The 14,555-nt window shown below is 59.7% G+C and carries 15 protein-coding genes; 6 read left to right on the top strand and 9 right to left on the bottom strand.

Features of this window, described 5'->3' with window-relative positions:
• Window positions 1-252 precede the first annotated feature (252 nt).
• Window positions 253-1,869: a sodium:solute symporter family protein gene (locus tag KJS47_RS04840; RefSeq protein ID WP_249716113.1), complete on the top strand. Its 1,617-nt coding sequence runs from the start codon at window positions 253-255 to the stop codon at window positions 1,867-1,869.
• A 13-nt stretch (window positions 1,870-1,882) separates the two neighbouring features.
• Window positions 1,883-2,089, top strand: coding sequence for a hypothetical protein (locus tag KJS47_RS04835; RefSeq protein WP_213523269.1), 207 nt, complete (start codon window positions 1,883-1,885; stop codon window positions 2,087-2,089).
• A 131-nt stretch (window positions 2,090-2,220) separates the two neighbouring features.
• On the opposite strand, the gene KJS47_RS04830 is transcribed toward KJS47_RS04835, so the two are convergent.
• From KJS47_RS04830 to KJS47_RS04815, 4 genes are all read right to left on the bottom strand, one after another.
• Entirely contained in the window at window positions 2,221-3,189 is a 969-nt protein-coding gene (locus tag KJS47_RS04830) for an NAD(P)-dependent alcohol dehydrogenase (protein ID WP_213523267.1), read from the bottom strand.
• A gap of 89 nt (window positions 3,190-3,278) precedes the next feature.
• On the bottom strand, window positions 3,279-3,971 hold the full coding sequence (locus tag KJS47_RS04825) for a DUF2306 domain-containing protein (protein WP_213523265.1): 693 nt from the start codon (window positions 3,969-3,971) through the stop codon (window positions 3,279-3,281).
• Window positions 3,972-4,037: 66 nt separating this feature from the next.
• Window positions 4,038-4,259 carry a helix-turn-helix transcriptional regulator gene (locus KJS47_RS04820; RefSeq protein WP_213523263.1) on the bottom strand — a complete coding sequence of 74 codons (222 nt, stop codon included), beginning with the start codon at window positions 4,257-4,259 and terminating at the stop codon, window positions 4,038-4,040.
• A 1-nt stretch (window position 4,260) separates the two neighbouring features.
• Entirely contained in the window at window positions 4,261-4,707 is a 447-nt protein-coding gene (locus KJS47_RS04815; RefSeq protein ID WP_213523261.1) for a hypothetical protein, read from the bottom strand.
• Between the two features lie 269 nt (window positions 4,708-4,976).
• On the opposite strand from KJS47_RS04815, the gene KJS47_RS04810 reads away from it, so the two are divergent.
• Window positions 4,977-6,605, top strand: coding sequence for a glycosyl hydrolase family 18 protein (locus KJS47_RS04810; RefSeq protein WP_213523259.1), 1,629 nt, complete (start codon window positions 4,977-4,979; stop codon window positions 6,603-6,605).
• A 150-nt stretch (window positions 6,606-6,755) separates the two neighbouring features.
• On the top strand, window positions 6,756-7,568 hold the full coding sequence (locus tag KJS47_RS04805) for an MBL fold metallo-hydrolase (protein WP_213523257.1): 813 nt from the start codon (window positions 6,756-6,758) through the stop codon (window positions 7,566-7,568).
• Window positions 7,569-7,826: 258 nt separating this feature from the next.
• Here KJS47_RS04805 and KJS47_RS04800 read toward each other — a convergent pair whose 3' ends face one another.
• Window positions 7,827-8,306 (bottom strand): GAF domain-containing protein, encoded by a 480-nt coding sequence (locus KJS47_RS04800; protein ID WP_213523255.1) that lies wholly within the window; start codon window positions 8,304-8,306, stop codon window positions 7,827-7,829.
• 232 nt (window positions 8,307-8,538) lie between these two features.
• Here KJS47_RS04800 and KJS47_RS04795 point away from each other — a divergent pair, with 232 nt between their 5' ends.
• The gene (locus KJS47_RS04795) at window positions 8,539-8,760 is read left to right on the top strand and encodes a DUF2905 domain-containing protein (RefSeq protein ID WP_213523253.1); all 222 of its coding nucleotides are present in this window, start codon (window positions 8,539-8,541) and stop codon (window positions 8,758-8,760) included.
• A gap of 127 nt (window positions 8,761-8,887) precedes the next feature.
• Here the strand turns inward: KJS47_RS04795 and KJS47_RS04790 are convergent, their stop codons facing one another.
• The gene (locus KJS47_RS04790) at window positions 8,888-9,298 is read right to left on the bottom strand and encodes a hypothetical protein (RefSeq protein ID WP_213523251.1); all 411 of its coding nucleotides are present in this window, start codon (window positions 9,296-9,298) and stop codon (window positions 8,888-8,890) included.
• Window positions 9,299-9,632: 334 nt separating this feature from the next.
• On the opposite strand from KJS47_RS04790, the gene KJS47_RS04785 reads away from it, so the two are divergent.
• Complete coding sequence (locus tag KJS47_RS04785) at window positions 9,633-10,229, top strand: GNAT family N-acetyltransferase (protein ID WP_213523249.1); 597 nt, start codon at window positions 9,633-9,635, stop codon at window positions 10,227-10,229.
• Between the two features lie 147 nt (window positions 10,230-10,376).
• Here the strand turns inward: KJS47_RS04785 and KJS47_RS04780 are convergent, their stop codons facing one another.
• The 3 genes from KJS47_RS04780 to KJS47_RS04770 all read right to left on the bottom strand — a co-directional run bounded on the left by KJS47_RS04780 (window position 10,377) and on the right by KJS47_RS04770 (window position 14,549).
• Window positions 10,377-10,895, bottom strand: a complete 519-nt coding sequence (locus KJS47_RS04780) for a hypothetical protein (RefSeq protein ID WP_213523247.1) — start codon at window positions 10,893-10,895, stop codon at window positions 10,377-10,379.
• A 133-nt stretch (window positions 10,896-11,028) separates the two neighbouring features.
• Entirely contained in the window at window positions 11,029-12,786 is a 1,758-nt protein-coding gene (locus KJS47_RS04775; RefSeq protein ID WP_213523245.1) for an ABC transporter ATP-binding protein, read from the bottom strand.
• Window positions 12,783-14,549 (bottom strand): ABC transporter ATP-binding protein, encoded by a 1,767-nt coding sequence (locus KJS47_RS04770; protein WP_213523244.1) that lies wholly within the window; start codon window positions 14,547-14,549, stop codon window positions 12,783-12,785. Before KJS47_RS04770 ends, KJS47_RS04775 begins: the two co-directional genes overlap by 4 nt.
• Between the last annotated feature and the right edge of the window lie 6 nt (window positions 14,550-14,555).

Raw genomic sequence — 14,555 nt, 5'->3', positions numbered from 1 at the left:
GTAGCATGCGGTCCGTCGGCCTCGCAACGGCCGGGGGAGGAACGGTCGCTATCAGCCGCCAAGAGGGGATCGCTCTCACGTCCGGCGGAAGCGGTATCTTGTCCATAAAGCTCGAACGGCCGTCAGGGGTTCCAATAATTTCCGGTTTGAAAGCATGCCCGTTAGGGTATACCCTAATGTATCCCCCGCCAAGCCGGTTTTCCGGCGCCAACGTCGAACGGGGCTTCATTACATACGAGAGGAGTCTTCCGCTTGGACCAGACATTGCTGAAAACAAGCCTGATCGATTACGTCATTATCGTAATCTATTTTGTCTTCGTGATCGGGATCGGGTTTATGGTGAAAAACCAGATGAAGACAGGCGAAGACTTTTTCCTGTCCGGGCGTTCCATTCCGGCATGGATCACAGCGCTTGCGTTCCTATCCGCGAACCTCGGCGCGCTCGAGGTGCTGGGGATGGCGGCCAGCGGAGCCCAGTACGGCCTGCTGACGACCCACTATTACTGGATCGGAGCGATTCCCGCCATGCTGTTCCTCGGCATCTACATGATGCCGTTCTATTACGCGACCAAGATCCGTTCGGTTCCGGAATATTTGAAGCTTCGCTTTAACGAAGCCTCCCGGGCCGTCAACGCGGTCTCTTTTGCGCTGATGACCGTTCTGACCTCGGGGATCAGCCTTTACGCGATGGCGCTTATTTTCCAGGTCATGGTCGGATGGTCGCTGACGACGAGCATTCTCATCTCGGCGGTCGTCGTCATGGTCTATGTCGGACTGGGAGGGCTCACCTCCTCAATTTACAACGAGGTGCTGCAGTTCTTCCTTATCTGGATCGGTCTCATGCTCATTCCGTTTCTCGGCCTGAGCGAGCTCGGGGGCTGGGAAGGCATGCTGCAGAGATTGCCCGAGAGCTTCGGGCACGTCTGGGCGAACACCGGGGCGAACGGGGACAACGAGATGGGCATCGGCTGGCTCGGTGTCACGCTCGGCCTCGGTTTCGCGCTCGGCTTCGGCTACTGGACGACCGACTTTCTCGTCGTTCAGCGGACACTGGCCGCCCGCAACCTGCGTGCGGCTCAGAATACGCCGGTGCTGGCGTCGTTCTTCAAGATGATTGTCCCGGTCCTCGTCATCGTCCCGGGGCTGATTGCCGCGGTCCTCATTCCGGATCTCGGCAAGCCTGGAGGCCCGACGTACAACTTGGCGCTTCCGCTGCTGATGGAGCGGTATTACCCGCCCGGTCTGCTCGGTCTCGGCCTCACGGCCATGCTGGCCAGCTTCATGAGCGGGATGGCGGGCAACGTGACCGCGTTCACGACCGTCTGGACGTATGACATCTACCAGGCGTACATCAAGAAGGACGCCAGCGAGAAGCATTACATCTCCATGGGGCGCTGGGCGATCTTCGTCGGCATCCTGATCAGTATCGGGACAGCCTATATCGCCCAAAGTTTCAGCAGCATTATGGACTACATGCAGACGCTGTTCTCCATGTTCAACGCTCCGCTGTTCGGCACCTTCCTGCTCGGGATCTTCTGGAAGCGGGCGACGCCGTGGGGCGGCTTCTGGGGACTCGTACTCGGTGTGCTGTCCGCCTTCGCCATGTATTTCTTCCTGCCGGAGGGGACCTTCTTCAGCGAAGCGGCGGGCAACTTCTGGCGCGCCTGGTGGGCATGGGTCATCACCGTCGTCGTCACTATCGTCGTCAGCTCCTTCACCAAGCCGAAAAAGGACGAGGAGCTCAAAGGCCTGGTCTACGGCTTGACAGAGCGGCCGCATTACCCGAATACACGCTGGTACAAGCGTCCGGGCATCCTGGCGATCATTGTCCTTGTCATCCTGGTCGTCTTAAACATCCTGTTCTGGTAAGGGGGCATAAACGATGAGCAAACGAATGACGGATCTGCGGTTTCTGATCGGCCTCCTGTTCGTGATCTACGGCGTCATTCTCGCCGTGTACGGACTGGTGGTGAACCCGCCTTCCTTCGTCACCTGGAACATTAACTTCGTGTGGGGCCTCGTGCTGCTGGTGGTCGGCGTCTGTTTCCTGATCTGGTCCCGGTTCGAGGAGAAGGACGACGAGGAATAGCGGGGCTGCCGGAATAGGGCATGAAAGCGAACGGTGCCGCCGGACGGCGGCAGGATAGAATAAAGGAGCAGCGCGGCTTGACCGCTGGCTGCTCCTTTTTTGTTTGGCTGTCGACTCAATGGGGCAGGGGTTCAATGCCGGTGAACGGTCAACACTACGTTGCCTTTCTTGTGGCCCTGTTCTACATAGCGGTGGGCTTCCGCAGCCTGCTCCAGCGGATAGCGGCGGTCGATGACCGGCCGCAGCACCCCTTGCTCAATCAATTCCTTGAGGTAGGTTAAGTCTTCTGCCGATTCCTTCATGGTGCCGCCGATCACCCTCTTGCCGCTCGTCAGGTTGACCCAGCCTCCGCGGGCGATCAGCCAAGGGTTCACATGGAACGCCCTCAGGTAGCAGCCGGACGGTGCCAACTGCTTGATGCATTCCTGAAAGGGGCTCTTCCCGACCGTATCGAAGATCAGATCGTAGACCGCATTCCCGTCCAAAACCCGCTCCTTCGTATAATCGATTACTTGGCCCGCACCGAGCGATCTTACCAAGTCTACGTTCGCCGTGCTGCATACTCCCGTCACTTGTGCGCCGAGATGTTTGGCAAGCTGGACCGCATACGTTCCGACGCTGCCGGAAGCGCCATAGACAAGAACGCGGGCGCCGGGCTTGATCTTCCCTTTGCGCAGAAACTGCAGGGCGGTGTAGGCGCCTACCGGTACGGCTGCCGCCTCTTCAAACGACAGATTCGCCGGCTTGCAAGCGACCGCACCGGTTTCCGGCAAGCATTTGTACTCGGCATACGCACCGAAGCCGTTCCCGCAGGCGGCATAGACGGCATCCCCCGGCTTGAAGCGAGTGACGCCGCTGCCTGTCGATTCGACCACGCCGGCCAGCTCGAATCCGAGAATCTTGATGCGCTTCGGCCTCCACAACCCGTTGAACAGCCGCGCCAGAAAAGGATCCGCCTTGCGCAGCCGCCAATCTCCCGCTGCGGCGGTTGCCGCATAGACTTGTATTAGAATCTCTCCGCTTTTCGGGATCGGTTTGGCTACCTCCTGAAGTTTAAGCACACTCGGCGGTCCGTACTGCTCGTATACGATCGCTTTCATCCCTTCGCTCCTCCGTTCACTGAACTCTTCTCTACTCCTTGCATTGTTTCCATCGCTGTTTCCTGCGGCGGGCTAGGAGGGTCCTTCCATTACCCGGATGCGCCGCGCTGCCTTCGGATGGCCCATTCCGCCACAATGAGATTGATCGACCACCCCGCACCCATCAGCAGCGCTTCGCTAAATTTGCTCGGCTGGCCCAAAAGCAGCGCTCCGGCCAGCTGGGTCAGCACCTGCGTGCCCGCGCCAAGCCCGATCGCATAGCCGCGCGTCATCCAGGCACGGTGCCGGCCCACATCGCCTCGCCGGATTGCGGCCACGCCGAGAACGATGGATGCGACCATGGCCGACCCGAACAGAAGCCGGAACAAGAATAGCCATGCGGAGGGACTGTCCGGATGGTGATAAAACAAGGTCATCCACAGACCGGAGAGGCCGGACACCAATCCGGATGGGATCAGAAGCCATCCGATCGACCGGTGCCAGCCGGGGCTGCGCCTGCGGAAACCGGATGCGAACTGAAATGCGCCAAGAAGGGCATAGACGCTGGAGCTAAGAATATGCAGCGTCACCGGCATAGGCGAAGCAAAGAATCGTTCATTGGCCGGCGTGAGTTCCGCGCCGCCCGCCAGCTCGGCGAGCCGGACGGCGCCGGCGGCGATGGGAACGGCGCTAAGCGCGAGAAGCGCAAAGGCAACACGGAATCCTGAAGCAGATTTGGGAGGAGAGACTGGTCTGACAGGCGATTCACCGGACTGCCCTTCCTCGCAGAGATTTGGTTTCATACCCCGACTCCTCGATCGATATAGTGGGAAGCGCTTTGAAGCATAGAAACCTAGGGACTTTCTCAGTCAATCGCGAGCTTCTTCGTAAGTGAAGATCGTCTCGATCTGAAGGTCGAATACGCGCGCTATTCGAAAAGCAAGCTCCAGCGAAGGCGAGTATTTGCCTTTCTCAATCGCGACAATGGTTTGCCGTGTCACACCTACCAGATCGGCGAGTTCTTGCTGTGTCATCTCGTTATGGTTGAACCGAAGGCTGCGGACGTTATTGCTGATGTGACCTTTGCCCATTTTATACTCCTTTCCGGAACAGATAGAGCCGCCATAGAATGCCGGCTACTTCAGAAACGAAGCCCGATGCGAGCAGAATGACGAACATGGAGGTAAGGGTCGCATGTAGAACCAAGGAACCCATGGCGATCAGAAACCCAAGGATGAACACGAAGAAGGCTATCCTCGTTGCCTTCCATTCGATAATCTTGTCGAGCTCGTCAGCAAAGCGGGGCGGCAGTTCCTTCGTGGAAAGCCGGTTGATGATTATGAAGATTATCTCCAGGATCATCCTCGCCACCATCGTAACCGGGACGAGGATGAGCATGACGGCTCCCCAGAATCGGAGCAGCTCCCCTCCCTCCAAGCTCATCTCGCTGTACCGTAAATAGACAAACCAGCAGTAGATGCCGAACACCAGGATGGCACTGAACAGGGATACGATGGTCTTCTTTTCTTGATAAGACACGGTAGTCCTCCTTCGCCTAAGGGCTCTCTTGGGCACTGTAAAATTGTGGATGTAAAGGTCTGTAAACATAATGTATGGTATAAGTTACATCGTGTCAATCATTTTTTACATGTGAAAGCCACATTCCTTAAAAACCGTCATAGGGCTATTCCCCTCTTCGGTAAAGAATGCTGTCAAGGAACTGATTTGGGTTTTTTTACAAAGTGATTCCTAACCTATTCCATTTTTCCCAGCCTCCATATAGGATGAGAGTGGGAGGAGTGAGAAATATGGTTAGGAAAAAAACCGTGCTCCTGGCGGCGGTCGGCCTGCTGCTCGCCGGCTCGGCTACGGCGGACGCCTATGAGTCGCGGTTAGTCCCGTTCCGGGACGTGAGCGGAGACGTCTGGTCGGCGGAATCCATCTACACGCTGGCAGCCGTCCAGGCGCTCGACGGATACGAGGACGGCTCGTTCGGACCGGTTGTTCCGATGACGAAGGAGGAATTCGTCAAGCTGCTCGCCGCATCGGCGCAGACAGAGCCGGCGGCAAGCGGCGCGACCGGGCTGGCAGATGTCGCGGCAGACCGCTGGTCATATGGCTACATAGCGGCCGCTCTGAACGGGCATTGGGCCGATGAGCTGGTGGATGGCGAAGGGAAGTTCCGGCCGACGGCCGCAATCCGCCGGGAGGAGGCCGCCTATGCGATGGGCAGCTTGCTTCTGCAGCGCCTGCCGGAAGCCGAGCGGAAGGAATGGCAGGACGGAGGCTGGCGGGAGCAAAGGAAGCTTAGCGGCTTTCCCGACGATCGACTCGTGGATGAAGAGCTGGCTCCCGCGGTGTATTACGCCGTCCGCGGCGGGATGCTGGAGGGCAATACGGGCGGTCTCGATCCGGACAGCCCGCTGACCAGACAGGAGGCGGCGGCGCTCATTCACCGGCTGCTGAGGCAGGAGGCAGACCGGCGCCCGCTTGAGGTGACCGGCTTTTACGCGATTCAATCGTTCGGCAGCATCGGGAAGCTTCCGCTGCTGGATCAGGTCGCGCTCGGCTGGTGGCATCTGCAATACGACGGACCGGGGCAAGCAACGCTCGGCAGCGCCGGCGATCCGTTTAAATTCAACGTGCCGGAGGGTTGGGAGCAGGTAACGGCGGCCGCCAGCCAATCCGGTATCGGCAAGCAGCTGACGGTATTCGCGAACAAGTCTCATGGACTTGAGGCGTTCCTGGATGACGCCGCAGCCCGTCAGGCGTTCGTGACATCGCTTGCCTCGGCGCTGAATGATCCGCGCTACGGATTCAGCGGCTTGTGCATCGATTTTGAGGATCTGTATACGGAAGACCGGCGGGATGCCTTCACCTCCTTCCTGAAGGAAGTGAAAGGGATCTTGAACGGACGAACGCTGACGGTCGCCGTCCCGCCCGCATTCTACTACAAAGGCTACGATCTGAAGGCGATTGGAGAGACGGCCGATTCGGTGCTGCTGATGGCCTACCAATTCCTGCACAAGCCGGACCGGCTGCCGTCCTCACCGTTTCCGCTCGCGGCAGAGGCGGTCCGCGACACGCTCGCTGCGGGCGTTCCGGCGGACAAGCTCGTTCTCGGCATCGGTAAGCAGACGGACCAGTTCATCGAGCGGGACGGTGAGATGGCGTACGCATCGCCTACCACCGACAAGGTGGAGGCGCGTCTCCGGCAGCCGGGTGTTCTGCAAACGCTGTCCGTCCCGTATCTGCTGAGCCGCATCACGTACATGGACCAGGGCGCACATGAGCTGTTCTATGAGGATGCCGACAGCATCGGGCGCAAGCTGTGGCTGGCGAGGTATTATGGCTTGAAGGGCGTGTCACTCTGGTACATGGGGCAGTTCGCGGAGAGCGACTGGACCCGGATCGAGCAGGAACGACGGGGGAGTTAGAGGGGGCAAGACAAGCATACAATGGCGTTAGCGGGATTTGTCCGACCCATTCGTTCGCGGGAGTGGACCACCCTGCCTCAAAGGGGCATTATGGCACGGTCCCCGCGTCAGTCGGGGACAGGCCTATTCGAGACAAAAAGGAGAATGGCTATGAAGATCCGTTTTTTGGGAACGGCGGCGGCCGAAGGGTTTCCCGCCCTGTTCTGCACCTGCAGCAACTGTGAGGAAGCAAGAAAACGCGGAGGGCGAAACTACCGCACCCGCAGCTCCGTGCTCATCGACGACGTGCTCAAAATCGATTTCCCTCCGGACACAATGTACCATGTGCACCGGGATGGCCTGGATTTGAGCAAGGTGCACGATCTGTTCCTGACTCATACGCATTCCGATCATTTGTACGCCGAAGACCTGCTCATGCGTCTGCCGGTTTTTGCCCATGGCACCGAACATCCGCTGAATGTGTACGGCCATGACCTGGCCATCCGGCTGTGCAAGAATGTGGTCGCCTCGCCTCCCGCCGACCGCCTCTCTTACAAGCTCATTCAGCCGTTCCGCCCGGTCGAGGCCGAGACGGCCGTCATCACGCCGCTTCTGGCGGATCACGACAGAGGAGAGACTTGTTTGTTGTTCTACATAGAGCGCGATGGCAAGACGATCTTTTACGGGCACGATACCGGCTGGCTGCCGGAAGAGACGTGGGCCTGGCTGCGCGGCAAACGGATCGATCTCGCCATTCTCGATTGCACGAGCGGACTCGTGGGCGGCCGGATCAATCATATGAACAACGAGGCGGTCATCGACATGAAGAAAGCGTTCCTCGAGCAGGGGATGTTCCACGAGGACAGCGTGACGGTAGCGACGCACTTCTCGCACAACTGCGGGCTGCAGCACGATGAGCTGGTCAGCATCTTCGAACAGCACGGCATCGTCACTGCCTATGACGGGATGGTGTTCGAGCTGTAAGCTCCTGCCCCGGCATTCCACTCCCGGAATGCGGAGTATCTACAACAAGAAACGTCCCCCTTGGTTGTCTTCGCACTCCGGGTTCGCTACAATCGGAGGCAAAGCATCAAGGGGGACGTTTGGGTTCAGGAAGATACGAGATCCGCTTTTAGAAGCGATAGGCCGCGAAAGGGGAACGTTCCCGGTTATGGACCGGGTAGATCGGCAGCTGGGTGCGTCCCCCGAATATGGAGCGAGGACGCGCATTCGGCCGGACGTTTACAGCAGAGCGGTCAGCCGGTCTGCGAAGCGCTCCAGTCCCTTCTGGTCCTCTTCGTTGAACCGGGCCTCGAGCGGGCTGTCGATATCCAGCACGCCGAGCAGCTCACCGTCCTTCACGAGCGGAATGACGATCTCCGAACGAGAGGCGGCATCGCAGGCGATGTGGCCGGGGAACTGGTGCACATCCTCGACGCGGATCGTCTCCCGGCGGGAGGCCGCGGTCCCGCAAACCCCTTTGCCCAGCGGGATTCGGACGCAGGCAGGCAGACCTTGGAACGGGCCGAGCACGAGGCCGTCCGGTTCGGCTAGGTAGAACCCGACCCAGTTAATATTCTGCAGAAACTGGCCGAGCAGAGAGGAGGCGTTGGCCAGATTGGCGATCCGGTTCGTCTCACCGGCGAGCAGGCCCTCCAATTGGCGGATCAGCAGCTCGTACTGCTCGGCGGGTGTTCCTTCATAGAGGACAGTCTGAAACATGAATCATTCCTTCTTTCATGCGATCTCTGCCGGGCGAAACCCGGAGGAGGCGGGATGGTAGCATTAGAGGACGGGCGGACTTGGGATTCCGCCGGTCCGGTTCTTTCAGTATATCGGCCTGCCACCCGCCGGACAAGGGCGGGAGGTATTTGCCCGTTCCTGCATGGACGAGCGAGGGGCGGGCAAGATACGAGAAACGGAATCTGGAAATACGGTGGAAAGGAGGGACGGAATGAACCCGGTAGCGAAGTTCCTGGTTTTTGGCGGCGCGGTCCTGATCGTGTTGGGGCTGCTGTGGCAGCTCGGCGGACGGTTTCTGCCGCTCGGCCGGCTTCCTGGCGACATCTCGGTCGAGAAGGAAAACGTCCGCTTTTATTTTCCGATCGTAACCTGTCTCGTCCTCAGTGTCGTCGGTTCGCTTGTGCTGGCTCTCTTTCGGTATTTGTCCAAGTAAGTGAGGCAGCCACAACCGCTTGGCGAAAACACAAACAAGAGAGCGCCTTCCCGCACGGGAAAGGCGCTCTCTTGGCTCAACCGGGCTCTTTGTGGCCGGCTTGAATCGCCGCCCGCTGTCCGTTCCGCTAAGCCAGGGCATCACCCGCTGCCGGGCTAAGCCCGGCATACTGCGTGACGGCACTCAGCAGGTCCGGGTGCAAGGGCAGGACAAAATCGATGCCAGCAGCATGGAAGATTCCGCTCCGGTTATGGACGGAGGCTTCCTTCACATACAGCCGGTAGGCATCGGAGCTTCCGGCGAATGGCGTCCGGACGGTCCCGTCCGCTCTCTCGTTTGTGAGGACGAAAGGACGCCTGCCGGGCCCGGGGACATAGGGCACAATGGTGATGATGTCCTCCAAACGGATATGATACGTCAGATGGGGCCGCTGATAGACCAGTTCCTTGGTCGTCACGGTGATGCCGACGTCGTTTTTTTTGTGATACAGCTTATATTCGCCCTCAAGGGATTTGATCTTAAGAAAATCGCTGCTCATGGTAGGCCTCCTTCGCCATAGAAATAGGGGCGGGTGGACGCAAGTGCTTCCACCTAGCATACCATACTTTCCGGCCGATGGGGCGGAAAGCAGGGCAACTGTCAGGCAGATGGGACAAAAAGAGGAGCCAAACCGGCCACTGGGGCGGAAAGCGGTGTATCAGCCGGGGATGGGATGGGTGAGTAGCGAGAATCAGGCCCGGCGCTATGAGCTCGGCCGGCGGGACCGGATTTTTTGATCATAGCAATATTGTCGCGTGCCATTGCCGGCCGGAGCTGGTAGTCTGGTGGGGAAGAACCGATAGCGGACCTGAAAGGAAGGGAAGAGAACTACGATGTTTGAGATAGAAGGAAGCAACATATTGCTGCGCGAATACCGCTTGGAGGATCTGGACGACCTGCATGCCCTCACTTGGCAGCCCGAAATCTATGAATTTTTGCCGGACTGGAAAGTCTCTAGAGAGAAGCGGGAGCATTGGATGCGCGATTACGAGCTCCCGGGAAACAAGCAGTTCCTGCAGGCGGTGGAGCAAGGCGGAGAGATCGGGGAGCTGCGCCTGCGGCTGGGAATTATCGAGAAAGCGACCGGACGGTTCATCGGCTGGTGCTGTACCGGCATATTGGATGGAATGCCTGCCCCTAACCGGGAAATTGCCTATGCGATCTCCAGAGACCATAGAGGCAAAGGCTATACGACGGAGGCGGCGCGGGCGCTTGTCCGCTACTTGTTCGAGCGGACGACGGTGGAGGAGCTGATCGCGGTCGCCCTCGTCCGGAATGTGCCCTCGAACCATGTGATTGTTAACTGCGGTTTCCTCTATCAGCATGAGATCGAACGAAACGGCGAGCCGTATTGCTATTACCGGCTGTCTAAGGAGACATGGACAGCCCTTCGCCAGAAGGAACTGGAACAGAAAGGGAAGCCGGCATGACGATGATGCTGCGGCTCCCGCGCTTGCTGGAGCAATGGGAAGAACCAGCCGGGACATCCGATAACCGAACCATGAACGTTACTGAACGTTCGACATAACAAAGCCCCCTTTGTCCAAAGGGGGCTTTGTGTTTGGCTAGAGAACCGGTTAGGGAATGTACTGCTGGACAATCTTGGTGACGATGCCGTCCTCGATCGTGAGGTGATACGGGTATTCCTTGAGCAGCTCGCCCTGCGGGCTCTCCAGCAAGCTCTGGAACGTATCCAGCGTAACCGGCTCGTTCCACTGGATATCCAGGTCGGCGGGATCGCCGGTTTTGCTGTACGCCTGCATCAGCACTTCGGCGTTCGGAGACACTTGGACGGCCTCCTGCTTCTCTTCCTTGTTGACGATCATGTAGCCGTCTGGCGCCGTGTCGAACCCGGCGTCCGGATATTCTTCGCGGAACAGGCGGTTGGCGTCCTCGCCTTCCAGCCATTCAATCTCATCCTTGACTGCATATAGCTTGCCGTCCTTGCCATACAAATCGGATATGTAAGCGGCTTGTGTATTCTGGCTCTTCGGGACGGGGGTATAGGCGTTGGTTTCATCCTTAGCTCCTGCGGGAATAGCGATACCGATGATGACGAGGGCGAGCAGGACAAGGGTGATGCTCCATTTTTTCATGCGCGTTGGCTCCTTTGCTATAAGGCCTTACTAGGTTCTTACTCTCATTTTATGCGCATGAATCAAAAAAAGAGTTTCAAAATGATGACAAGCTGCCAAAGAGCTGCCGGGAGGCAAACTTCCGCGGCGGACGCTAGGTCAGGCCGCGGCTCCACAGCCGCCTCATCTCGTCGCTTGCCGCAAGCAGCTCGTCCAGCTTGCCTTCGGCCTCGATGCGGCCGTCCTTCAAGAGGACGATATGGTCCGCCTGCTGGAGTACGGCTTTGCGGTGCGTGATGACCAAGCAGGTGGCCCGGCGCTCCTCGAAAAGACGCGTCCATAACGTCTGCTCGGTGACGACGTCAAGCGCGCTTGACAGGTCGTCGAAGACGAGAAGCTCTGCGTCGCGGATGAACATCCGCGCGGCGGCGGTCCGCTGCGCCTGGCCCCCCGACAGCTTGACACCGCGGGGACCGATCATCGTCTCGAAGCCGCTCGGCAGTCCGGCAACGTCACGTTCCATGACCGCCGCGCGGACCGCGCTCTCGAGTGCCTCCGGTCCGTCCGCGCGCCCGAGCAGGATGTTCTGCCTGAGCGTATCGCTGTAAAGGCGCGGCACCTGGGGCGTGTACGCGCTGTGCGGAGGGACGAAGAAGCCGGCCGGATCGGCCACCGGCTCTCCGTTCCACCGGATGCGGCCGCTTTCCATCGGCAGCAGGCCGAGAAGCGTGCGGACAAGGGTGGTCTTGCCAGAACCGATCCGGCCGGTTACGACGGTGAACGAGCCGCGCGGCAGCCGAAGCGTTATGTTCTCGATGCCTCTGCCGGTTTCGGGGTAGCGGTAGGTCAGGCCGTCCGCTTCCAGCAGCTCCAGCCGGTCGGTCTCGTTCCGATCCGGCTGCGCCGGGGCGGGCAGCTCCCCGCTCAGGTAAAGAGGATGCTCGGCGGTGAGCGTTTCGGGCGGTGCGTCCTGCAGCAGCTGCAGCAGACGGTCCTTGGAAACGCTGGACTGCTTATAGTTCGTCAGAAATTTGCCGAAGTTCTGGATGAATTGGGTTACGAAGGTCAGGTAATAGACGAACAGGGCAAAATCGCCGACCGTAAAGCCGCCTTCGCGCATCGCCCGCGCCGCCAGAAGCAGGATCAGACCGGTGCCTATGTTGACGGCGTTCGAGAAGACGGAGTCCAGCCCCTGGGTGAACAGCTTGTCCTTCAGCATGGTACGGCGCCGGTTGTCGTTCAGCTCCCGGAACCGGGCGATGACGCGGTCTTCCGCGCCGGCGACCTGGATCGCCTGGACCGAGGAGAACATCTCGCTGATCGCCCCGGTGACCTGACTCGTCGCCTCGCGGCTCGCGGCCCGGAACCGCTGCAGCAGCGTAGTGGAGAGCTGGGCGATGCCGACGACCAGGACGAGCGGCAGGAAGACGTACAGCGTCATTCGAACGTCGATCCCCATCAGGATGAAGAACGATACGCCTGCGAACAGGACCATGCCGAACGCGTCGACCGACCAGGAGACGGCCTCCTCCACATGGTCCACGTCGTCCCGGAACGTCGAGATGGCCTCTCCCGGCGAGCCTGGGATCGCCCGTGCCCCCGGCTCCTTGAGGACATGACTCAGCAGGTTTCGGCGCAGCAGGGAGCCGACTCGGAACCGGTAGCCGACATCCGTGTAAAAGCCGAAGAAGATGAAGGCGATCCGGACCGCCGCCGCCACGAGGACGAGCGCGATGACCGACCAGACCGTCCAGCCGTAGGCGGAATCGCCCGTCAGGACGTCGAAGAACTCCTTGGTGACTAGACCGGGAAGGACGGGCGCGAGATAGATGAGCGACCAGGCAAGCACGTTCAGCGTGTAGCGCCACGGCTGATTGCGGATGAGCCGCCAAAAGAAAGTGGATGATTTCATGCGAGCAATTCCTCCATTCCGGCTGTCAGCATGCGGGCAAAGCGGGAGTCCGGATCCGCCGCCAGCTTCTTGCGGTCCCCGTATTCGATCAGGCGGCCGTCTTCGAGAATGAGGATGCGGTCGGCTCTCTGTACGGTCGTGAGCCGGTGGGCGATGATGATGCAGGTTCTCCCGTCCAGCAGCTTGTCGATCGCCTTCTCCATCGTCCGTTCGGTCGCCGGATCGAGGCGGGACGACGCCTCGTCGAGAATGACGAGCCCGGGATCGGCGAGGAACACGCGGGCGAACGAGAGGAGCTGGGCTTCGCCTGCCGACAAGCCGCCGCCCCCCGATTCGATCCGGGTGTCCAGCCCGTCGGGAAGCGAGCGCAGCCAGTCTCCCATGCCGAGCTCCTCCAGCACTTGGGCGATGTGGCTGTCGGGGATGTCCCGGTCGAAGAAGGTCAGGTTGTCGCGCACCGTCGCCTGGAAGAGCTCGATCGTCTGCGTCACGAGCCCGACCTTGCTTCTCAGCTCGGCGACGGCCGTTTCCCGTGCCGGGACGCCGCCGAGGCGCACCGTGCCCGCCTGCGGATCGTAGAACCGCAGCAGGAGCCGGGCGAGCGTCGATTTGCCGCTGCCCGTCCGGCCGAGCAGGCCGACAGTCATGCCCGGCTCGATGCGAAAGTCCAGCTCTCGCAGTGTTGACTGGCCCTCTTCGTAGCCGAAGGACACTTGCTCGAGCTCGACGCCCAGCGGGCCGCCCGACAGCGGGGTGCCGGGGCCGTCCTGAATGGCGGAGCGGGTATCCAGCAGCTCGCGGATGCGGACGATGCTGGCGTCGGCTTTTTGCAGATCCTCCATTTGGGTTCGGATTTTCTCAATCGGCTTGGCCATCAATTCGGTATAATAGAAGATCATGTAGACCGTACCGATTGTAGCGGCGCCTCGGTTCCACAAATAAGCGCTTAGCGCGAAGGCGATGGCATTGCCGATCGCGAAGATGGCGATGGTGGTCGACCACATCGATGCCCAGCCGAAGAACGCGCGGACACGAACCGGCAGCCAGCCTCTCAGAATCGAGTGAAAGCGGTGCATGACATAGCCGGTTGCGCCGTTGGCTCGTGTATCCTCCGTGCCTTCGAGATGCTCGCCGAGGAAACCGAAAAATTCGGAGGAAACCTGACGCAGTCTGCCCCAGTAGGGCGACGCATATTTGCGGATATATTGGATGATCCAGATGGCGGCTACGACGAAGACGAGCATGCCTGCGCCAAGAATCCAGTTCTCCCGGAACAGGAGGACCAGAATGCCGATGATGAGCAGCAGATTGCCGAGCAGCGTAATGACGAAGTTGCTGAAGAAATTGGCAAGCGAGTTAATGTCGCCGTCGACCCGCTCAATGATCGCTCCGGATGTATGCGATTTGTGAAACGACAGGTCGAGCTTGAGACAGTGGGACGCAACGTCGCTTCTCAGCTGATTGGTGGCGATCCAGCCGATATTCTCCCCGTAATAGGTGGCGGCTACGGACAGCACCTGCAGCAGCAGGGAGACGCCGATGAACAGGGCGGCCGCGCAGAGCAGAGCCTGTCCTCCGTCGTCGCCGGGTCCGGGGGCCTGGGCGGTATCGAGAAAGTAGCGGATGATTTGCGGATTGACGAGCTGCAGTCCGATGGAGGAGAACAGCAGGATGGTCAGCATGACGATGCTGCCGCGCTGCGGTTTGAGATAGCGGCTCAGGAGCCGTGCATACTGGCCTAACGGAATACGGATACGTTTCATGACGGA

The organism is Paenibacillus sp. J31TS4 (assembly GCF_018403265.1).
In the GTDB taxonomy this organism is placed as follows: Bacteria; Bacillota; Bacilli; order Paenibacillales; family NBRC-103111; genus J31TS4.
This window is presented reverse-complemented; position numbering and strand designations above follow the sequence as displayed.